The organism is Pseudarthrobacter sp. NPDC058362, from assembly GCF_042723515.1.
In the GTDB taxonomy this organism is placed as follows: domain Bacteria; phylum Actinomycetota; class Actinomycetes; order Actinomycetales; family Micrococcaceae; genus Arthrobacter.
Genome location: NZ_JBHXIW010000002.1, coordinates 13,438 through 34,556, shown reverse-complemented (window position 1 = coordinate 34,556; position 21,119 = coordinate 13,438). Strand labels below are relative to the sequence as shown.

General features: G+C 67.7%; 19 protein-coding genes. 5 read left to right on the top strand and 14 right to left on the bottom strand.

The window, feature by feature from the left end; translation table 11 throughout:
• Window positions 1–224: 224 nt before the first annotated feature.
• The 4 genes from ACFWIX_RS04745 to ACFWIX_RS04730 are packed head-to-tail and all read right to left on the bottom strand — an operon-like array spanning window position 225 to window position 2,713.
• A complete protein-coding gene (locus tag ACFWIX_RS04745) occupies window positions 225–1,460 on the bottom strand; it encodes an ABC transporter substrate-binding protein (RefSeq protein ID WP_377214965.1) in 1,236 nt (411 codons plus the stop codon).
• Complete coding sequence (locus ACFWIX_RS04740; RefSeq protein ID WP_377214964.1) at window positions 1,457–1,672, bottom strand: cold-shock protein; 216 nt, start codon at window positions 1,670–1,672, stop codon at window positions 1,457–1,459. Before ACFWIX_RS04740 ends, ACFWIX_RS04745 begins: the two co-directional genes overlap by 4 nt.
• Before the next feature lie 28 nt (window positions 1,673–1,700).
• Window positions 1,701–2,336 (bottom strand): LytR C-terminal domain-containing protein, encoded by a 636-nt coding sequence (locus tag ACFWIX_RS04735; protein ID WP_377214963.1) that lies wholly within the window; start codon window positions 2,334–2,336, stop codon window positions 1,701–1,703.
• Between the two features lie 47 nt (window positions 2,337–2,383).
• Window positions 2,384–2,713 (bottom strand): DUF3263 domain-containing protein, encoded by a 330-nt coding sequence (locus ACFWIX_RS04730; RefSeq protein WP_377214962.1) that lies wholly within the window; start codon window positions 2,711–2,713, stop codon window positions 2,384–2,386.
• A gap of 156 nt (window positions 2,714–2,869) precedes the next feature.
• On the opposite strand from ACFWIX_RS04730, the gene ACFWIX_RS04725 reads away from it, so the two are divergent.
• Window positions 2,870–3,640 carry a uracil-DNA glycosylase gene (locus ACFWIX_RS04725; RefSeq protein WP_377214961.1) on the top strand — a complete coding sequence of 257 codons (771 nt, stop codon included), beginning with the start codon at window positions 2,870–2,872 and terminating at the stop codon, window positions 3,638–3,640.
• A gap of 27 nt (window positions 3,641–3,667) precedes the next feature.
• Window positions 3,668–4,507, top strand: a complete 840-nt coding sequence (locus tag ACFWIX_RS04720) for a siderophore-interacting protein (protein WP_377214960.1) — start codon at window positions 3,668–3,670, stop codon at window positions 4,505–4,507.
• Window positions 4,508–4,538: 31 nt separating this feature from the next.
• Here the strand turns inward: ACFWIX_RS04720 and ACFWIX_RS04715 are convergent, their stop codons facing one another.
• The 9 genes from ACFWIX_RS04715 to ACFWIX_RS04675 form a co-directional block, all read right to left on the bottom strand.
• Window positions 4,539–6,044: a threonine/serine exporter ThrE family protein gene (locus ACFWIX_RS04715; protein ID WP_377214959.1), complete on the bottom strand. Its 1,506-nt coding sequence runs from the start codon at window positions 6,042–6,044 to the stop codon at window positions 4,539–4,541.
• Between the two features lie 51 nt (window positions 6,045–6,095).
• Window positions 6,096–7,409 carry a peptidoglycan bridge formation glycyltransferase FemA/FemB family protein gene (locus ACFWIX_RS04710; RefSeq protein ID WP_377214958.1) on the bottom strand — a complete coding sequence of 438 codons (1,314 nt, stop codon included), beginning with the start codon at window positions 7,407–7,409 and terminating at the stop codon, window positions 6,096–6,098.
• A gap of 79 nt (window positions 7,410–7,488) precedes the next feature.
• A complete protein-coding gene (locus ACFWIX_RS04705) occupies window positions 7,489–8,562 on the bottom strand; it encodes a lipid II:glycine glycyltransferase FemX (protein ID WP_377214957.1) in 1,074 nt (357 codons plus the stop codon).
• Between the two features lie 175 nt (window positions 8,563–8,737).
• Window positions 8,738–9,217: a Dps family protein gene (locus ACFWIX_RS04700; RefSeq protein WP_377214956.1), complete on the bottom strand. Its 480-nt coding sequence runs from the start codon at window positions 9,215–9,217 to the stop codon at window positions 8,738–8,740.
• Window positions 9,218–9,401: 184 nt separating this feature from the next.
• Window positions 9,402–9,950, bottom strand: coding sequence for a hypothetical protein (locus ACFWIX_RS04695; RefSeq protein WP_377214955.1), 549 nt, complete (start codon window positions 9,948–9,950; stop codon window positions 9,402–9,404).
• A 230-nt stretch (window positions 9,951–10,180) separates the two neighbouring features.
• Window positions 10,181–10,486, bottom strand: a complete 306-nt coding sequence (locus ACFWIX_RS04690; RefSeq protein ID WP_377214954.1) for a DUF4193 domain-containing protein — start codon at window positions 10,484–10,486, stop codon at window positions 10,181–10,183.
• Window positions 10,487–10,607: 121 nt separating this feature from the next.
• Complete coding sequence (locus ACFWIX_RS04685; RefSeq protein WP_377214953.1) at window positions 10,608–11,879, bottom strand: MFS transporter; 1,272 nt, start codon at window positions 11,877–11,879, stop codon at window positions 10,608–10,610.
• 7 nt (window positions 11,880–11,886) lie between these two features.
• Entirely contained in the window at window positions 11,887–13,989 is a 2,103-nt protein-coding gene (locus tag ACFWIX_RS04680; RefSeq protein WP_377214952.1) for an elongation factor G-like protein EF-G2, read from the bottom strand.
• A gap of 127 nt (window positions 13,990–14,116) precedes the next feature.
• On the bottom strand, window positions 14,117–15,916 hold the full coding sequence (locus tag ACFWIX_RS04675; protein WP_377214951.1) for an L-lactate permease: 1,800 nt from the start codon (window positions 15,914–15,916) through the stop codon (window positions 14,117–14,119).
• Between the two features lie 221 nt (window positions 15,917–16,137).
• Here ACFWIX_RS04675 and ACFWIX_RS04670 point away from each other — a divergent pair, with 221 nt between their 5' ends.
• On the top strand, window positions 16,138–18,318 hold the full coding sequence (locus tag ACFWIX_RS04670; RefSeq protein WP_377214950.1) for a malate synthase G: 2,181 nt from the start codon (window positions 16,138–16,140) through the stop codon (window positions 18,316–18,318).
• Window positions 18,315–18,743, top strand: coding sequence for a heme-binding protein (locus tag ACFWIX_RS04665; RefSeq protein WP_377214949.1), 429 nt, complete (start codon window positions 18,315–18,317; stop codon window positions 18,741–18,743). The genes ACFWIX_RS04670 and ACFWIX_RS04665 overlap by 4 nt, the downstream gene beginning before the upstream one ends.
• A gap of 7 nt (window positions 18,744–18,750) precedes the next feature.
• Here the strand turns inward: ACFWIX_RS04665 and ACFWIX_RS04660 are convergent, their stop codons facing one another.
• A complete protein-coding gene (locus ACFWIX_RS04660) occupies window positions 18,751–19,506 on the bottom strand; it encodes an IclR family transcriptional regulator (protein ID WP_377214948.1) in 756 nt (251 codons plus the stop codon).
• A gap of 234 nt (window positions 19,507–19,740) precedes the next feature.
• Between ACFWIX_RS04660 and ACFWIX_RS04655 the strand changes: the two genes are divergently transcribed.
• Complete coding sequence (locus ACFWIX_RS04655) at window positions 19,741–21,111, top strand: FAD-binding oxidoreductase (RefSeq protein WP_377214947.1); 1,371 nt, start codon at window positions 19,741–19,743, stop codon at window positions 21,109–21,111.
• Window positions 21,112–21,119 lie beyond the last annotated feature (8 nt).

The window sequence follows — 21,119 nt, the reverse complement described above, 5'->3', positions numbered from 1 at the left end:
GACGGACGGTTCGTACCGGCGGCCTCTGTATGCCTCCGGAAACGGACCTCACTCCAGTTAGGTGTTTCTCGCTCCTCGCCCGGTGCCGCGCCGCCGGCCAGGCCGGCATTGCTTTAGCAGTCGGTACGTCAGAGTGCTAAGTCAATAATTAGCACTCCCCCGGTGAGAGTGCAAGCGAATGGCGCAGCGAAGCACGTCCCGTGGAGCTTCTTCGCGGAGAGCGATCAGCTGCCTGCCTTGCCCGCCGTCTCAGTCCCGGTGGGCGCCGGGTTGTTGTCCGCGCCATAGGTGAAAACCATGAAGGACGCGGAGGTGATGTCCCCGTTGGCGTCGAAGGCAACTGGGCCGGATTCGCCGTCGTAATTGATCTCTCCGCCGCCGGAAAGGCCGGCGAGGCATTCCTTATACGCCGTGCACGCCGCTTCGGATCCGCCGGAGACAGCGATCAGGTTCGCGGCGATGGACCGGCCGGCGTCGTCCTGCGCACGGGCGGCGGCGAGCGCGGCAAGGGTCACGGCGTCGTAGGTTTCCGCGGCGAAGGACATGTCCCGCAAGCCTTTGTCCACCTCAAGGATGCGGCCCTGGAAGCCTGCGGACGCCAGTCTTCCGGGGACCACCGCCCGTGCTCCGTCCAGCGCCGCGGCGGCCAGGCCCTGGCCGTACCGGGCGAAGGCACCGTCGCTGAGGATGATCCGGGAACCGTCCACCCCGGCGTTGTTCAGCTCTGCCAGGGCGCCCTGCGCCCCGTCGCGGGCCACGAGGATGACCGCACCGTCGGCGTCGCCGGCCTCGGCTGCGGCGGCTCCGGCGTCGCCCGCTTTGAAGGATGCGGTGGCTCCCACTTCCAGTCCCGCCTCCCCTGCCGCGCTTACGACGGCGGCGGACACGTCCCTGCCATAGGACCCTTCCTGGTGCATCACCGAAATCCGGGCGGCGCCCGTTTCCTTGGCCAGTTTCACGAGGACCGGCGCTTGCGCCACGTCCGCCGCAGCGGTGCGGAAGTAGTAGCCGCCGCTCTTGGCGCTGCTCAGGCCGGCGGCCGTGTTGGCCGGCGAAACCAGGGGCGTCCGGGCACGCGAGAGGACGTCAATGACCTCCGGGGCGTTGGCCGAATCCGTGGGGCCGATGACGACGTCCGCCTTGAGCGTGACGAAGGTGTTGGCCTGGGCCGCCGGGGTCTCGCCCGGCGTGGCGGGCAGCAGCTCCATGGGACGGCCTTTGTGCCCGCCGCCGGCGTTGATTTCCCGGACGGCCAGTTCGGCGGCGGCGAGCTGGGGCGCGTTCAGGAAGGCGTTGTCACCGGTGTTGTCCAGAAGGAGGCCGATGCGCAGGATGCCGTCCCCGGATGCCTCCGAAGCCTCGGTCCGGGCGTTGCCGGGCACTCCCGCGCAGGCGGCTGTGGGCAGGGCGGTGCAGAGGGCTGCGGCAAATAGTGCGTTCCGCCTGAACCGGTGCCTCATTCGGCGGGCCGGACGCTTTCTGCCTGCGGGCCCTTCTCGCCTTCGCCGACTTCCAGTTCCACGCGCTGCCCTTCATCCAGCGCACGGTAGCCTTCGCCTTCGATGGCGGACCAGTGGACAAAGACGTCATCGCCCGAGCCGTCAACGGTGATGAAGCCGTAGCCCTTTTCAGCGTTGAACCACTTGACGGTTCCCAGTGCCATGATGTCCATTCTTTCGGTTGAGTCCGGTGTGGGTTGTTTAGGCGTACCCGGGTCCCAGGACCACTACCAGTGGTGCCTGGAATTCGGAGCTGCTTACTACCGTGGGGATGCCCAGCAGGGCCGACAGGGCTTCTGCGTTGGCCTGCTGCGCCTCGCCGGCGTAGAAGATCACGGAAGCCTGCTGCGGCGCGCCGGACCAGTTTGCCACCTGGCCCAGCTGCCAGCCGTCCGCCTGCACGGTGCTCCCGACCCGCCCGGCGAGCCCCGCGGTTCCGGCGGCGTTGTAGACGGCAACCGGCTGGGTCTTGTCCACGGACACAGCCGTTTCGGTGGGTTCGGGTACGGGCTCGGCGCTGGGCGTGGCCGAGGGCTTTGTACTGGCGGACGGCGTGGCCGATGCGCTGGGGGTTTCCGTGGGCGCCGCGGAAGCGGAGGGAGACGATCCGGTGTCCGCCAGGGGCGCCTCCACACTGGAGGCGGTCTGGCCGAGCGGGCTGAACCCCAGCTTGGGAAGGATCAGGAAGGCCACGGCTCCGATGGCCAGCGCCACCGCACCTGCGGCGAGAATGGGCCACAGCCGGACGCGCGACGGCGGCGTGGCCGCCCGGTGGACGCCTTGCCGCGACGCGGCCTCCGGGACCTTGTCGAATTCATCGCGGGCATATTTGGGCATGGAAGACAGTCCTTGTTGATTGCTGCTGCGGGCTCAGCCTGAGCGAATTACGCGTCGGACCCCAGGCGCCGCGCGGTGCGGGCTCGCTGACGCGACGTACGTAGTCTACGCAATCTCTTCACCAGCATCGGATCGTGCGCCAAGGCGTCCTCAGTGTCGATGAGGGCGTTCAGCAGCTGGTAATAGTGGGTGGCGGAGAGGTCGAACAGCTCGCGGATGGCCTGTTCCTTGGCTCCTGCGTACTTCCACCACTGGCGCTCCAGGGCAAGCATCTGCTGGTCGCGCTCGCTCAGCGGCGAGTCCTGCGGGGTGAAATCCGCCAGGAGCGCCTTCCGCGTTTCCTGCTCCTGCAGGTATTCGCGCGCTGGCTCCGCCACGGCATACTCCTTCACGTACGGTTGCTGGTGGTTCCTTGCCGGTGCGGCAATTGTCCTGCCCCCATGCTACGGACGAATAACAGCGTTGTCATTCGGCGCGCCCGGGTGCCACAGCGCTGCCGCCATGCCGGTCCGGCGCCCTGCGAGAATGGCAGTGTGTGGGAATCAGATGCGTTGTTCGAACTCGCCGCGGAGCCGGCGGACACCGAAACCTTTGCAGCCCTGGCACAGCGGCCGCTCGGGGAGCTGGTGGCACCGGACTGGGCGGGAGCCCTGGCGGGCGTCGAGGACCAGCTGCGGAGCGTGCTCTCGTTCCTCGCCGCGGAAGTGGCCGCGGGGCACCCGGTCCTGCCGCCGCCGTCGTGCGTCCTGCGCGCCTTCCGCCAGCCGATGGCGGCGGTGAAGGTGCTGCTGGTGGGCCAGGATCCGTATCCCACGCCCGGACATGCCGTGGGCCTGTCCTTCGCCGTGGACGTCAGCACCCGACCCCTTCCCCGGAGCCTGATAAACATCTACCGCGAGCTGGAAGCGGACCTCGGCATCCCGCCCCGGACGCACGGGGACCTCTCGGCGTGGGCCGGCCAGGGGGTCCTGCTGCTGAACCGGGTGATGAGCGTGCGCGCAGGGGCGGCGGGCTCCCACCGCGGCAAGGGCTGGGAGGACATTACGACGGCGGCCATCACCGCGCTGGCGGACCGCCGGGGTCCGGACGGGGCCGGGTTGCCCCTGGTCGCCGTGCTCTGGGGCAAGGACGCGGAGTCCGTCCGGCCGCTCCTGCCCGGTGTACCGGCGGTGGCCAGCGCCCACCCCAGCCCGCTGTCCGCCTCCCGTGGATTCTTCGGATCGCGGCCCTTCAGCCGGGTCAACGAACTCCTGCGGGAACAGGGCTCGAGCGGCGTAACCTGGGAACTTCCCCCTGTGCCGTAAGCGCCGGCTCTGGCTAGGCTGAATCCCATGAGCACCCTCCCCGCCGCCACAAGCGCCACCAAGCAAAGCCGTCCGCAGGTCAACCTCACGGTGCTTCGACGGGAGCAGCTGTCCCCGCACATGGTGCGGATCATCGCCGGCGGCGAGGGCTTCGCCGACTTCGTCAACAACGGATACGTGGACCGGTACGTGAAGATCGTGTTCCCGCAGCCGGGAGTGCAATACCCGGAGCCGCTGGACCTGTGGCAGGTCCGGGAGACGATGCCCCGGGACCAGTGGCCCTTCACCCGGACGTACACCCTCCGGTGGGTGGACGAGGCCGCCCGCGAGCTCGCCATCGATTTCGTAGTCCACGGCGACGAGGGGCTGGCCGGGCCGTGGGCCGCCCGTGCCAAGCCCGGCGATCCGCTGACTTTCACGGGACCCGGCGGCGCCTACAGCCCCTCGCCCGACGCGGATTGGTACCTGCTCGCCGGCGACGAGGCTGCGTTGCCGGCCATCGCCGCCGTCCTGGAGTCCCTGCCTGCCGGCGCCACCGGGCTGGCGTTCCTCGAAGTGGATTCCGACGCCGGCATCCAGCAGCTGCGCGCACCGGACGGGGTGCGCATCACCTGGCTCACCCGGGACGGCGCACCGGCAGGCAGCGGCAGCCGCCTGGTGGACGCGGTGGCAGACGCCGACTGGCCCAACGGGCGCGTGGACGTGTTTGCGCACGGGGAACGCGGGTACATGAAGGGGCTGCGGCAGGTGTTCTTCGAGCAGCGGGGGCTGGAGCGCAGCCAGGTGTCGCTGTCCGGCTACTGGGCCAAGGGCCGGGTGGAGGACGTATTCCAGGCCGAGAAGAAGCTGCCCGTCGGACAGATCTGACGTCCACCGCCCAGTCCCACGCCGCACCGGGTCAGCGGCGGCGGGCCCGTCGCCGCTCGTTGCTCGCAAGGCTGCGGGTCAGCGGGCGGGCAAGGGTATCGCCCAGCACGATGCCTCCGGCGGTCCCCAGCACGATCGCGCCGGCGTTGAGCATCCCTCCGGCCCCCAGCAGGATCTCCGCTTCTTCGATGGTAAGCACATACATGGACCGGAAAATGGTGAGGCCGGGCAGCAGGATCAGGGCGGCGGGCACGGCCACCACCAGCTGCGGCGCACCCATCCGCAGCGCCACCACGCGTGCCAGCAGGCCGATCACCACCGCGGCGATGGCCGGGGAAAACCGGTCCCCGATGCCGAGCGAACCGCTGCCCAGCAGGACCAGGTAGCCTGCCACACCCACCGCTGCGGTAGGCAGAAGCAGCTTCCAGGCCGTTTGTTCCGTGATGCCGATGGCCACCACTGCGACGGCGACGAAAAGGATCAGGACCCAGAGGTCGTAGGCCGGCGGATAGGTTTGGGTGACGTCGATGCGCTGCATTCCGGTCAGCTCACCCACCACGAACGCCACGGCGATACCGGCCACGATGGCGCCGAAGGTCAGCAGGGTGGAAAGGAAACGGCCCGCCGCGGTGACCGGGAAGCCGTTGATGGCGTCCTGCACGGAAGAGACCAGCCGGCCGGTGGGAAGCAGCAGGAGGATGCCGCCCACCACCACGATGGCCGGCGAGTTGGTCAGCCCGAACTGCCACAGCACCAGCGCCAGGAGTGTCACCACGAAGGAGCAGCTGGCCGTGATGAAGAAGTCCGGCACCCGCCAGCGGCCCAGTTGGCGGGCGAGCAGGCTGATGCCGATGTTCGCCGCGAAGGCCACGGCCGATGATACGGGTCCGCCGCCCAGCACGCCCACGAACACGGCGGCGAACACGCCGAAGGCCACGGTGACCATCCAGCGCGGGAACGGCTTGGGGCTGGTGATGGCTTCATCCAGCCGGCGGATGGCCTCGTCGCGGCCCACTCCCCCGGCCACGATGTCCGTCACCAGCTGGTGGACCTTGGCCAGGCCGGCGTAGTTGTTGGTCCAGGACCGGACCACGCGCAGCAGCGAGATGGGCGTCTGGTCCTTGGGCGCGTAGTTGATGCCCACGGACTGGTTGGTGATGTCCACCTCGATGTTCTTCAGCCCCAGCGCCGCGGTGACGGCGATGATGCTCGTTTCCACTTCCAGGGCGCCGGCACCGTACCGGAACATTGTCTCGGCGAGGTGCAGCGCGAAGTCGAGGGTCTTACGTGCGGAGGTGTCCACCCCTCCCACCTGGATCATGGGGTTCGCGTACGGACTGCCGGCCAGCCGGTCTACGATGCTCATCGGAGCGGTAGGCGGGCTTTCGCCCTGCACCAGCCGGCGCAGCATTTTCTTGGCCGCTGCGTTCTGCCGGACCTGGGCGGGGCTTAGCGGCTCGGTCCGGGGCAGCCCGTCGGGGCGTGCCGGCTCTCGGCGTGGCTGCCCTGGGCGTGCCTGCTCTGGGCGGTCGGTCATGGGTGCCTCCTCCCGGCGCTGCGGTTCCCGGTGCTGGGTATGTCTGCCGTGTCAGGCGCGCTTCAAGGGCAGCTTACCCAGCAGGGTCCGGGCCGCCCCGGCAGCGGCGCGGGCCAGCCGGTTGACGCGGAATACGGCTGGCCGGACCGGGAGCACGAAGTCGCCCACCAGCTGGACCACCTCGCCGCCGAAGCCCTTCTTGAACTCGTAGCCGCCATGGCCTTCCTCGTCCTGTCCCGAGATCCCGAACGTGCCGTAGAAGTTGTACCGCGGATAGCCCTTTTCCAGGGCGTGCAGCATCATGCCCCAATACAGCGACGTGGCCCCGTTGAAGTAGATGTAGTCCTGGACGGTGCCGCCGATGACGCATACCACCTCGTCGCCGTAGCAAACAAAGTGGATGGCAGCTACGGTGGCGGTCCCCACCGAATCCGGGAACCTCTCGATGTCCTTCAGGCTGCGTTCGTAGCTGTCTACCAGATCCTGGACCACTTTGAGCCGGTTGGCCTTCTTCTTGCTGCCGGTTTCCTCCACCTCGCGCCGCAGCTCCGCGGCAGTGGCGCTCTCGGCCGCCAGGCGTTCCGTGATCGACTTCCGGTACGCGGGGATATCGATCTTGGCCATCATCAGCTTGGTGAGCTCGGGCGAGGTGGTCCGCAGCAGCTGTTCGTAGTATTCGCGCTCCCGGTACGTGAAGCCCTTCTCCTCGCCGGCGCGGCTCAGTGCGGAGTAGAAATCGTCGAGGGTTTCCAGGGTGGCCTGCTCCAGGAACACCCCGTTCTTCTCTGCTTTTCGGATGGCCTTGCGGGTCCGGTAGCTGGTGCCCATGATCAGCTCTTCCGCGTCCTGCACGCCGGTGAGGTCCTTGACGAACATCCAGTTCACGTTCACGAAGTCCATCTCAAGGCCCTGGTGTACGAAACCCAGCCCGGACAGCGCCGCCACCAGCGGCCGGTTGTCCTCCACCTCAGGATGCTCGGCGCCGTCGGCATCCCGGGCGATGTACCTGACGTTCGGAGAGATGCGCAGTTCGGCCGCCTTGCGCTGTGCCGCGTGCGTGCGGAGGAGGCCGACGACGGCACCCACCAGGGCGGGGTCCGTAAAGTCCATCAGGGGTCCTTTGGCGCAATCGCAGACCTTGTAGCCCAGGCGGGTGGTGGTGTAGTTCAGCTTTCCGGCGGCCACCAGCTCACCGGCCCGGCGGACGCCGAACAGCTCGACTTCCTGGCCCCGGGCGCGCTGGAAGCGCGCGAAGTCCATGGATTGCAGGAAGCTGTTCCGCGGGTGCTTCACGGCGAATGCCTCGAACTCAGCGTCGCTGAGGAGGACGAACTCAAGATCGGTGGCTGCGGCGGCGTGGTTCATGGGTGTACCTTCTTCGGGACTCTGGTGCTGCGGGAGCGCGGGCAGGAGTGGCTGGGGGCGGTGCGGGCCCGCGGGGCGGTCAGTAGAACTGCTGGCCGGTGCGTGCCGTTTCGATCCTGCGGAACACCCGTTCCCCGGCCTTCACCCACAGCGCGTGCCGCAGGGGCGAGAGGACGTAATCGTGGCAGCCCACGAAATCGGTGACGGTCTTGGTGAAGCTGGTCTTGAACATGCCCATCCCGTACAGGTTGTGGGTCTTGTCCTTGATCCGGGCAGCCGGGGGTGTGCCGCAGAAGTCGTATTCGGTGCAGCCCAGCTCCTGCATGTGCCGGATGGCCGTCCACTGGACCAGGTGGGAGTCGCCGTACTGCTTGCGGTTCTGGGTGGAGCCGCCGTCCTTGTACGTGGCCTTGGCGCCGTAGTTGATCACGAAGGCGCCTACGCTGGGTTTGCCGTCCTCGTAGGTGAAGAAGAAGCTGCCTTGGCCGCGGCTGCAGAACTCCTCCCAGAATTCGGCGTAGTACTCATAGCTGCGCAGCGGCATGGACCCCTTGGCGCTGACAGTATCCGCCATGAGGTCGTACAGGGCACGATAGGTTTCCGGCCCGGGCTCCCGCCGCACCACGTCGCACCCCTCCCGTTCGGCCCGCCGGATGGCGTTGCGGGCGCGCGAAGAGATCGCCTTGAAGACGGACTCTTCCGGGGCGGAGATGTCCAGGATGGCGGTGGAATCATTGGACTGGATGTTCGGCGCCTTGGCCAGCCCGGCGGCGGCAAGGTGTGCCTGTGCCTCGGCGGAGTCCACGATGTCCGGCTCAACCTTGATGGTGAAGACGTTCAGCTTCCGTTCCCGGACCAGCGCTGCACAGGCGTCGAGGGCCGCTTTCAGCTCGGCTGCGGTGTCGAGGTCCGGGCCCTTGATCAGGTACCAGAGCCGGCCGAGGACGGGAAAGCGCTTTTCCAGCACGAGGTTGTAGCTGGCCTGGCCGCCGCCTTCGAGGACCAGGAACCGGACGGTCCAGCCGCTGCCGTTCTTCACGGAAGCATAAGCGGCAGACTGGAGCATGTTGCCGCCATGGGGATTGGCCGTGACGTGCTTGTCCCAGTTCTCTGTTTCTTCGGCAGTGGCAAAGCGTGCGGTGAATTCTCGCAAGGGGGCCGTGTCCAATCAGGGTTGTGCGCGGTTCAGTACTCGTAGCTGCGTGCGGACATGCAGCCTCAAGTCTAAAGCCCACGCCCCGCCCCCTGCCGCCGGACCCCCTGCACGCGGCATGGGCGGGCAGGGGGTCCGGGATCCACCGGGCAGGAGCCGGCGGCTTCGCGTGGGCCTACTTCTCGTCGGGGGTGGTGACGCTTGCCGAGGCCTTCATGGTTTCCGCGTTGACCATCCAGGCGAACTGCTCCAACCGGGCGATGAACTCGTGCAGCAGGTCCGCACTGGTGGGGTCTTCCTCGTCCACCTCGTCATGGACCTTGCGCATGGTTCCCACAGCGGCTTCGAGGGCGGCGACGATCCGGTCAATGGCGTCCTTGGTGTTGATAAGGCCGTCGGGGAACGGGGGCAGGTTGGTCGAGCCCGACACCGTGCCGCTGCGGCCGTCCGGCAGGGCGTGCAGCGCGCGCATCCGCTCTGCGGTGTCGTCGGCGAACTGCCGTGCCGCGTCTACGATTTCGTCCAGCTGCAGGTGGAGGTCCCGGAAGTTGGTTCCCACGATGTTCCAGTGGGCCTGCTTGCCCTGCAGGTGCAGTTCGATCAGGTCAGTCAGCACGGCCTGCATGTTATTGGTCAGTGTCGGTGAAGCTTTCATGAGTCCTCCTCGATTAGTCCAGCAATGCTGAACCTACCAGCCTGACCGGACCCCGGGGCAGGCCGGAAGGAAATTTCTCAGTGAGCTTACTAATTGACGCAGCGGCCGCCGTCGGCGCCCCAGCGCAAGGGTGCCGTGCCCCCTCCCTTGGGGCACGGCACCCTGCTTTGCGCGGACGCACCCGTCACCAGAAGTGCGCCACATCCACCACGACGCGGGACCCGGTGCCCGGCCCGTCCAGGGTGAAGACCCGGAAGGGAAGGCGGGCCCGGACGCCCAGGCCTAGCGTGGTGTATCCCTCGAAGCTGCCGGCCCAGGCCACCTGGCGGAATGTCTGGTAGCCGGAAACATTGGTCAGTTCAGCTTTATTGGCGGGGTTGTACGTGGCCTTGCCGTTGTCGTCATACGACGGGGCGTTGACCGTAATTTGAATCCGGGCGCCGCCCCGGACCGGAACAGTGAAACCGGATCCGTCCTGGGTTACCTGGGAAACATACCGGACGTTGTAGCCGGAGGCCGGCCCGTTGAGGTCCACCACCAGCCGGTCAAAGCAGTAATGCTGCCCGGTCCGGACGTTGGTGACCTGCGCACGGCTCATGTCCGGATCGGCCTTGGCCAGGGATCCCCAAACGAGGCCGCAATACGAGGTGGTTGCCGAGGCTGGTCCCGGAACCATGATGCCCAGCCCCACAGCCATGAGAATGGCGGTGAGCCAGATGGAGAGTTTTTTCATTGTGGTGCCACCCATGTGCGAAGCGATTGGATAGCTCAAGCGTAGGAGCCGCGCAGGCCGCAGGCGAGGGCTGTGGCCGCTTCGGCGCGCAACTGTTAGGGAAGCGAGCGGCGGGTCACGCGGCCATAAAAACAGCGGCCGGCGGCGGCGTTCCTTCACCGTTTTGGGTGCCGTTCCTGCACCCTGCCGTTATGCGGATAACGACGGCGGCACGCGCCCGGGCGGGTCCGTTAACCTTCGCAGTCGCGGCAGTACTTCAGGCCGTCCTTTTCGCGGGCCACCTGGGACCGGTGGCGGACCAGGAAGCAGGAGGAGCACGTGAATTCGTCGGTCTGTTCCGGCACCACGATGACGGTCAGTTCCTCGTTGGAGAGGTCCGCTCCGGGAAGGTCGATGCCTTCGGCGGTGTCGGCTTCGTCGACGTCGATGACTGCTGTCTGCGCGTTCCCGCCGCGCGAGGAGGCCTGGAGTGCCTCCAGCGAATCAGCCGGGGTCTCGTCTTCCTGTTTGCGTGGAGCGTCGTAATCAGTAGCCATGGCTTCTTCACTTTCGTTGCTGCGCAAACGCCATTTCAGGCGCCTCAGTGATGCAGTTTAGGCCATGATCCCGGCAGCAGCGCAATAGTTCGCACAACCGCCCTTTCCCGCGTTCTCCCAGCTAAGCGGCGGATGCGGGGCCTTGCGCGGCTTCCTCGCCGGTAGCTGTGTCGGCCGCGGGGCAGCACCGCCGGCTCAGGAAGATCAAGGGCGCCGCCATCAGCTGGATCGTCCCGGCCACGGCCAGGGAGGCCGGGTAGCCGTAGAGGTCGGCGGTCCGGCCCAGCAGCGGTTGGGCCACCACGCCGCCGCTTGATCCCATCAGGGAATCGAAGCTCAGCACCGTGGCCCGCTGCCGGGACGGGACCATCGCGTTCAGGTAGGCCTTCCGGACGGGTGTGCCGGCCGCGGCCACCACCGCCCAGAGCGCCAGCAGGACCAGGCCCGGCCAGAACGCCGGGGTGGCCAGCAGTGCCACCAGGATCAGCGCGCTGGTGATGGTGGCTGCCAGCACCACCGTGGTGCGTTTGCGGACCATTCCCCGCACCCGGGGCGCGAGCCATCCCCCGAGGATGTCCGCGCCGGCAACGAGGGCAGCTGCCAGGCCAGCGATCGAGTAGGCCCGCGGGTCGCCGTAGAGTTCCAGCAGGTAGGGCTGGAGTGCGTAGAAGACGTAGAACCCGGCGCCCACCGTGAACGGGGCGGCGAGCATGATGTACCGGACGGGCGGGTTGCGGAGGCCGTTGTCCACGGACGCCGCCAGGATAGCCCGGGTGGCCTGCAGGGGGCGGGCTGAACGCTCAGGCGTGAATCCGACGTCGTGCATTAGCCGGAAGGCGACCAGGAACATCGCTGCCAGCACCGCGGCGCGCAGGAGGAACGGCACGCCCAGGTCCGTGGCCTGCGCGATGACGCCCCCGGCCACGGAACCGGCCAGCATGGCGATACCGGAAACCATCTGCCCCCGGCCCAGCACGGTTTCCAGGGCACCGTCGTATCCGGAAAAGTGGAGCGCATCAACCAGCCAGGCTTCCACGGCGCCGGAAAAGAAGGTGAACCCCAGGCCCAGCAGAACGGAGACGGCGGCCCACCACCAAAACGGCGCCGAGACCTGCCACATCAGGTAGTACAGCAGCGTGGCGCCGGCGAGTGTCACGGTGCCCAGGAGGAAGGACGCGCGCCGGCCCCACGAGTCCGCCACCACGCCGGTGGGCACTTCGAAGACCACCATGCCGGCCATGAAGAAGGCGTTGGCCGCGAATGCTTCGAGGTTGGTCAGCCCCGCGTCCAGCAGGAAGAGCGTGTTGATGCCCCAGATGAAGGACGTGGCCAGCGTATTGCCCAGCGTCAGGGCCAGATAGATGCCCTGGATCCTGCGGGCCTCGGGGTTCACCGGACGCTCAGGCGGGGCTGAAGTTCGGCGGGACGGGTTCGTGCCGCAGGTAGCGGCGCCGGAACCGGCCGGTGCCGGCGGTCAGCGCGCGCAGTTCGACGGCGTACCGCAGCAGTTCCTGGTCCGGAACCTCGGCACTGATCTCGGTCAGCCCGCCGCCTCCGGAGGTGGTGCCCGTAAGCCGGCCGCGGCGGCCGGAAAGGTCGCTCATGACGGTGCCAACGTGCTCGTCCGCCACGGTAATCGCCACAGCGGACACCGGCTCGAGCAGCTGGATCCTGCCCGCGGCAGCCGCTTCCCGCAGCGCAAGCGCGCCTGCGGCCTGGAACGCGGCGTCGGAGGAGTCGACGCTGTGCGCCTTGCCGCCCATCAGGGTCACCCGGATGTCCACCATGGGGAAGCCCGCCGCGACGCCCTTGTCCATCTGCGCCCGGACGCCCTTCTCCACGGACGGGATGAAGCTGTTCGGGATGACGCCGCCCACGGTCTTGTCCACGAATTCGAACCCGGCGCCGCGTTCCAGCGGCTCCACCTCGATGTCGCACACCGCGTACTGGCCATGCCCGCCCGACTGCTTGACGTGCCGGCCGTGGCCCGCGGCGGGTGTTGAAAAAGTTTCCCGCAGCGGGGTGACGACGTCCACGGTGTGCAGCTTCACGCCCTGGTCCCGCAGCCGGTCCAGGAGAACCTCCGCGTGCGCCTCTCCCATGCACCACAGCACCAGTTGGTGCGTCTCTGCGTTGCGCTCCACCCGCAGGGTCGGATCCCCGGCGGCGATCTTGCCCAGGCTGCGGGCCAGCGCGTCCTCGTCGCTGCGCGAATCGGCCTCCACGGCCACCGGCAGCAGCGGCTCCGGGATGTCCCACGTTGCCAGCAGCAGCGGGGTGTCCCTGGCCGAGATGGTGTCCCCCGTTTCGGCAGCGCCCAGTTTCGCCACCGCGCACAGATCCCCTGCGATGCAGAACGGAACCGGGCGCAGCGCAGCGCCGAGCGGGGAATACAGGTGCGTGAGCCGGTCCTCGTAGTCGTGGTCCTGGTGGCCGCGGTCCGCCAGGCCATGTCCGCCTACGTGGACCGGGGCATCTTCGCGCAGCGTGCCGGAAAAGACGCGCACCAGGCAGATGCGGCCCAGGAAGGCGTCGCTGGATGTCCGCACCACCTCCGCGGCCAGCGGGCCGTCAGGGTCGCAGCCGGCCAGCTCCACGGGCTCCCCCGACAACCCGGAGGCTTCCGGAAGGCGGCGCCCCACCGGCGGCGGGAACGCCCGGACCAGCAGGTCCAGCAGTTCTCCCATTCCCAGCCCGGTCACCGCCGAGGTGGGCAGGACGGGAAAGAAGGAACCGCGGCCGACGGCGGTCTCCAGGTCCGCTGCCAGCGCTTCGGTATCGAGGTCCCCGCCTTCCAGGTAACGGTCCATGAGCGTCTCGTCCTCGCTCTCGGCGATGATCGCCTCGATCAGCTCACCCCGGGCGGCGTCGTCTGTGCCGTCGCCGGCCAGCAGGTCGGCCACCCCGGTGACCTCGCCGCCCGTCCGCACCGGCGCGAAGAGCGGGAGGACGCCCTCGCCGAACGCCGCGCGGCACGCGGCCAGGGCGCCGTCGTAATCTGCCCGCGGGTGGTCCAGGCGGGTGATGGCCACCGCCCGCGGCAGGCCCATCTGTGCGCATTCGTCCCAAAGCGCGGTGGTGGTGGCATCGATGCCGTCCACCGCGGACACGGCGAACAGGGCGGCATCGACGGCGCGCAGGCCAGCCCGGAGTTCGCCGATGAAGTCCGGGTAGCCGGGCGTATCGACGAGGTTGACCTTAATACCGTCGACGGACAGCGGCACCAGGGAGAGTGTGACCGAGCGCTGCTGGTGCACGGCAGCCGGATCCGAGTCGCCAACGGTGGTGCCGTCGGCAATCGAGCCCTTGCGCGTGATCAAGCCCCGCGCGGCCAGCATCGCCTCCACCAGCAGGGTCTTGCCCGAACCCGAGTGCCCCACCAGCGCCACGTTCCGGATGTCTGCCGGATCAGTGGCGGCCAGCCCGGCCGCATCTGCCCGGCGGGGGTCGGCGCCGCCCCGGCCCTGCGTTCTTGCCGCTTCCCTGGCGCCTTTGACGGACATGGGGACCTCCTGGGCTCTGCGTGCTCACCGGGCTGAAGCTGTCTACTGATTCGACACCTTTGGCGGCGGAACGGCAAGGCCCGGAAGGCCCCCGGATCCATGCAGGAACAGGCTGGGGTGCCCGTTCCTAGGGCCGGCGGCTGTCCTCGACCAGCTCCCGGGCCATGGCCGGCTGCCTCCTCAGCATCCACCGTGCCACCAGCGCCAATGCCGCCACCAGGAGCACCAGCTGCACGGTCCCCAGGTTGAACCCGAAGCCGTGGATGAAGATGAACGCGACCGCGCCCGCCGCAAGGCAGTAATACGTGGTCACGATGATGGTCTTCCGCAACAGGTCGCCTTCGCGGCCCAGCAGTCCCACGGTTGCCGCTGCGGCGACGATGTTGTGGATGGCAATCGGGTTGCCGCCGGCGCCGCCTACAGCCTGCGCAGCCACGATTCCCTCAGGCGGCACGCCGATCTCGGCTCCGGTGGAGAACTGGAACTGGGCAAACGTCAGGTTGGACACCGTATTGGATCCGGCCACGAAGGCGCCCAGGGCGCCGATCCACGGAGCGATCAACGGCCACGAGTCCCCCGCGACGGCTGCCGTACCCTCGGCCAGGGTAACCGGCATACTGGAGAGCCCGGAGGCGTTGAAGTCCGGTCCCGAGTTGATGAGGACCCGCACCAGCGGGACCGCGAAGAGCAGCGCCACGGCTGTTCCGCCCAGCTGGCGTCCGGAGATCTTCAGGGTGCGGAGGACCTGCCCGCGGTTCATCCGGTGCAGCAGGTACGCGAACACCGCGGCAATGATCATCAGGAAGGCCGGGGAGTAGAACGGCTGGACAGAGGTACTGATTCCAGTGCCCAGGATGTTCTGGAACGGGATGGCGAGGCCGGAAAGGTAGGCCTTCAGCGGGGGGATAACACGCGTTGCCACCAGCAGCACCGCCATCAGGATGTACGGCGACCAGGCGCGCACCAGGCTCATGCGGGACGAGATTTCCGTGGCGGCCTCCGGCTCGATGGAACCCATCCAGCGCTCCGCCCAGGTGGCCCGGGGCCCGAACTGGAAGGAGTCCTTGGGCATTAGGAAGCCCTTGCTGGAGGTGTACATGACCAGCACCAGACCGATCAGGCCGCCGAAGAGGGAAGGGAATTCCGGGCCCAGGAACCGGGCCACCAGCACATACGGGACGGTCATGGCCAGCGAGGAATACAAGGCGAACGGCCACACGGCCAGGCCGTCGCGGAAGCGGCGGTCAGGGCCGAAGAACCCCGTCAGCATGCAGACCAGGATCAGCGGAATGAGCAGGCCGACGATGGCATGGATCGCAGCGACCTGGAAACCGATCGATGCGACGAACTCCGGCATGGTCAGGCCAAGCACCGAAATCCGCTCCGTGACGGCCGGGTCGCCGCCAAGCCCCTTGCCCACGCCGACCAGGATGGGCGTTCCCACGGCACCGAAACTCACCGGCGTGCTCTGGATGATCAGTCCCACCATAACCGCGGCCATGGCCGGGAAGCCCATCGCCAGCAGCAGGGGGGCCACCACGGCGGCTGGGGTGCCGAACCCGGAAGCCCCCTCAATAAAGGAGCCGAACAGCCAGCCGATGATGATGGCCTGGACCCGGCGGTCAGCGGAAATGTTGTTGAAGCCGGCCCGGATGCTCGCCATGGCACCCCCCACCGTCAGCGTGGAAAGCAGCAGGAGCGCGCCGAACACGATGTACAGGAGCGTGCCGGCGGTGATGAGGCCCTCCAGTGACGCTGCCAGGACACTGCTGAAGTCCATCCGCCAGACGAGCAGGGCCACCAGCACCACGAGCAGGTAGCCCACGGGCATCGCATATTTGGCCGGCCATCGGAATCCGGCCAGCAGGACACCGACGATAAGGATGGGCGCAAGTGCCAGCAGGCAAAGCATGAATAGGTTGTCCACGGGTGGTCCTCTCTGACCATTTCATAATGTGGAAAATGCTTTCCAGAAATCTGGGTCGAGTCTAGGAGCCACATTCCCGGGCGTCAATGGCTGGAGAGCAGGCTCTTGGCGGCGCGCACCCGGAGTGGACCGGCATTGACACCTCACCGCGAAGGCCGCTACCTTGCGTATATTGAAATATTGTTTCCGCTTTGCGGAATAGTTTGGAACGGAAGCGAACAATGACGAACCGAGTGGAAACCCACGGCCTGGGCGTCGCCGAAGAGCTGTACGCATTCGTGCGGGACGAGGCCCTGCCCGGGACCGGGTTGGAAGAAGAACACTTCTGGAGCGGAGCGGCTGCCCTGATCGGCGAATTCTCGCCGAAGGTTCGCGGGCTCCTCGCCACCCGCGACCGGCTGCAGGAGCAGATCGACGAGTTCCACCGCGCCAACGGGCCGGGCGATCCGGACTCCTACGAAGAATTCCTCCGCTCCATCGGGTACCTGGTGGACGAACCCGCGGACTTCACCATCGCCACCGGCCGGGTGGACCCGGAAATTGCCACGATCTCCGGCCCGCAGCTGGTGGTTCCGCTGCTCAACGCCCGCTTTGCCGTCAATGCCGCCAATGCCCGTTGGGGTTCGCTGTATGACGCGCTGTATGGCACCGACGCCATCGACGAGTCCGACGGGCGGGAGCGCGGCCGGGCCTATAACCCCGCGCGGGGCGCCGCCGTGGTGGCCCGTGGCCGGCAGTTCCTCGACGAGCACGCCCCCCTCGCATCCGGCTCGCACAATGACGTTACGGCCTACCGCATCGAAGGGTCTACCCTCGTGGCCGAAACCCCCGCAGGCCCCACGGCGCTGGCCAATCCCGGGCAGCTGCGAGGGTACCGTGGCGCAGCGCAGTCCCCCGAGGCAGTGCTTCTGGTCCACCACGGCCTGCACGCCGAGATCCAGATCGACCCGGGCCACGCCATCGGAGCCACCGATCCGGCCGGCGTCAAGGACATTGTCCTGGAGTCCGCCCTCACCACCATCATGGACCTGGAGGACTCGGTGGCCGCCGTGGACGCAGCGGACAAGGTGGACGGCTACCGCAACTGGCTGCAGCTGATGCAGGGCACGCTGACCGCCGAGGTCAGCAAGGGCGGGAACTCCTTCACTCGCCGCCTCAACGACGACCGGACCTTCACGGCACCGGACGGCTCCGAACTGGTCCTCCCCGGCCGTTCGCTGCTCCTCATCCGGCAGGTGGGCCACCTGATGACCAGCGACGCCGTCCTGGACCAGGCCGGAAACCCCGTACCGGAGGAAATCCTGGACGCGCTGTTCACCGGCCTCGGTTCGGTGCACGACCTGCGCGGCCCGGCTGCCGGCAGGAACTCCCGCGCCGGATCCGTCTACATCGTCAAACCGAAAATGCACGGCCCGGAGGAAGTGGCAGTCGCCTGCGCCCTGCTTGCCGGCGCCGAGGGCGTGCTTGGCCTGGACCCGCTGACCCTCAAGATCGGCATCATGGACGAAGAGCGCCGCACGTCAGCCAACCTCAAAGCCTGCATCTATGAGGCCCGCGAGCGCGTGGTGTTCATCAACACCGGCTTCCTGGACCGCACCGGGGATGAAATCCACACCTCGATGGCTGCCGGCCCCATGGTCCGCAAGGCGGACATGCGTAACTCCAGCTGGATCAAGGCCTACGAGGATGCCAACGTGGACATCGGACTGGCCAGCGGCTTCCGCGGCCGGGCCCAGGTGGGCAAGGGCATGTGGGCTGCACCGGACAACATGGCGGAAATGCTGGCCCAGAAGGGGGGACACCCCCTGTCCGGAGCCAACTGCGCCTGGGTTCCCTCCCCCACCGCCGCCACCCTCCACGCTCTCCACTACCACCAGGTGGACGTGGACGCCCGGCAGGCGGAGCTCGGTGGAAAGCGCAGGTCAACCCTGCGCGACCTGCTCACCATCCCGGTGGGGAACCCCTCCGACTGGGATGCCGAAGCCCGCCGCAGCGAGCTGGACAACAATATCCAAAGCATCCTGGGCTACGTGGTCCGCTGGGTGAACGCCGGCGTCGGATGCTCCAAGGTCCCCGACATCCACGGCGTTGCCCTCATGGAGGACCGCGCCACCTGCCGGATCAGCTCGCAGCATGTGGCCAACTGGCTGCACCACGGCATCGTCAGCACCGACGAAGTGGAGGAAACCCTCCGCCGGATGGCAGTCGTGGTTGACGGGCAGAACGCCTCCGACCCTGATTACCTGCCCATGGCGCCGGCGTTCGACGGTGAGGCCTTCCTGGCTGCACGGGAACTGGTGCTCGAGGGCGCCGCACAGCCGTCCGGCTACACCGAACCCATCCTGCACCGCCGGCGCGCGGCGCAGAAGCACGCAGGCAACCTTGCAAGGAGCGCATCATGAACTTCGGACTCGAAACCGCGCAGGCGATCATCACCAAGGCGCTGGAGACGGGACAGCAGGAAGGCTTCAAGCCGCTGACCGTCGTCGTGCTTGACGCCGGCGGGCACGTCATAGCCGCCGCCCGGCAGGACGGCGCGTCGAACAACCGCTTCGACATCGCCCATGGCAAGGCCTACGGTGCGCTGGCGATGGGGGTCGGCTCGCGCGCGCTCATGGAGCGCGCCGAGCAGCAGGCATACTTCATCTCCGCTGCGGCGGCATCGCTCGGCGGCCGCCTGATTCCGGTCCCCGGCGGCGTCCTGGTGCGCGACGGCGACGGCGGCCTGCTGGGTGCCGTAGGCATCACCGGAGACACCTCGGACAACGACGAGACCGCCGCCCTGAAGGCGATCGCGTCAGCCGGACTGACGGCCCAGCCCGCCTGACACGCGGCTATTTGCGGTTGAGTTCGGCGGAAATCGCGTGGACCGCTTCGCGCAGCACCGGGATGGCCCGGTCGCCAAAGGAGCGGTCCACGCGGGACACCGGGCCGGACACGGAGATGGCGGACGGGGTAGGGGCATCAGGCACGGCCATGGCAAAGCAACGCACACCCAGTTCCTGTTCCTCCTCGTCGATGGCGTAGCCGCGCTTGCGGATCCGGTCGAGCTCCTTCAGGAGCGCGTCCACATCCCCGATGCTTTTGGCAGTGGGCGTGGGCATGCCGGCCCGGGCCACGATGCCGCGAACCTTGTCGTCATCCAGCTGGGCGAGGATGGCCTTCCCCACTCCAGTGTCGTGGGCGTGGGCACGCCGGCCAACCTCCGTGAACATCCGCATCGAATGCAGGGAGGGGACCTGTGCAACGTAAACCACCATGTCCGAATCGAACACCGCCATGTTGGCGGTCTCGCCCAGCTGGTCAACCAGGGACTTCAGCTGCGGCCGGGCAACAGCTCCAAGCTGTTTGTTGGCGCCCTCGCCCAGCCGGATCAGGCCCGGCCCCAGGGCATAGCGGCGGTTGGGCAGCTGGCGGACGTAACCAAGGGTGACGAGGGTGCGCAGCAGCCGGTGAATGGTCGGCAACGGAAGATCGGTCGAGGCGGACAGTTCGCTCAGCGTAACGTCCCCGCCGGCGTTGGTAATGAGTTCCAACAGCTCAAACGCGCGCTCAACGGACTGCACGCCTCCGCTTGCTTTACCGGCCATGGGGCAAATCTCCTGTGGTTCAGAATCCGACAACTCTTATCCGCATCGTGAAAAGAGTAGCGCTCAGAGTCCCAAGATACCGCACATGCGGAGTGCGAAAATGATGACTCCTCCGGACGGTCAGACCATTGCCCTCCCGCTGCGCAGATTCTAGAGTTATCCAACTAGCAGAAGTAAGTTTTCGTTCTACGGAATAATACTTCCGGTTGATCCAAGGCAGAACAAAGGGGTTTCGTGGATACGTCAGTTTCAACCCGCCCGACGGCGGCAGTCCTGGAGGGCGCCCGCGGCGCCTCCGTGACGGAGCAGGACCGCCTCGCGGCGAGCACGGACCGCTCAGGGTACGTATCGCCGTCGCTTCCCGACGGCGTGGTTTTCGCGGAGTCAGCGGACGACGTCGTTGCCGCAGTTAAGCTGGCGGCCGCCCACCGTGCTCCGCTGGTTCCCCGGGGCGCGGGAACCGGCCTTGCAGCCGGCGCGGCGGCCAAATCAGGCGAAGTCGTCCTCGACGTCTCCCGGATGGACCGCATCCTGCGGATCGATCCGCTGGAGCAGCTCGCCGTGGTCCAGCCCGGCGTGCTCAATGCAGACCTGAACGCCGCTGCCGCCGAGCACGGGCTGTTCTATGCGCCGGACCCTGCCAGCACCGCCATCTGCTCGATCGGCGGCAACGTGGCCACCAACGCCGGCGGCATGCGGTGCGCCAAGTACGGGGTGACCCGCGAGGCGGTGCTCGCCCTGCAGGTGGTGCTGGCGGACGGCCGGGTCCTGCGGACCGGCCGCGAGACCATTAAGGGCGTCACCGGCTACGACCTCAATGCCCTCATCACCGGTTCGGAAGGGACCCTCGGCGTCGTGGTCGAAGCGACGCTCCGGCTGCGGCCCATGCCCGTGGCGACGGCCACCGTTGCCGCCTTCTTCCCCGATTTCGCCACCGCAGCCGCAGCCGCCTCCGCCGTCATTGCGGCCCGCGTCCAGCCCTCCCTGCTCGAACTGATCGACGGCCAGACCCTTGAGGCCATCGACATGGCAATGGGGACGGATTACCGGCCCAAGGGCGGGGCCTTCATGCTGGCCCAGACGGACGGCTACGGCGCCTACCTGGAACAGGACGTCCTGATCGAGGCAATCCGGCCATATGCCTCTTCCTTTGAGAAGGCAACTGACGCCGAACACGCCAACGAACTCATCACCGCCCGGCGCGAGGCCATCCCCTCGCTGGAGAAGTTGGGCCGGGTATCCATCGGGGACATCGGCGTTCCCCGGTCGAAGCTCGCGGACGTGGCCGTGGGGCTGGACGAGATCTCCGCTGCCACGGGCGTGCGGATCTTCTCCGTGGTGCACGCTTCGGACGGCAACCTGCACCCCATGCTGGTCCTGGACCCGGAGGACTCCGTCACCGAGGGCCCGGCCAAGCAGGCCCTGGGCGAAATGTTCCACCTGGCCAAGCGGCTGGGCGGCACGCTGACCGGGGAGCACGGGGTTGGAATCCTGAAGCGGGACTGGCTACTGCCGGAGCTGGGCGAGGTTTCGCTGGACGTGCAGCGGACCATCAAGAACGCGCTGGATCCGGACGGGATCCTGAACCCGGGCAAGGGAATCTGAGCTGGCTT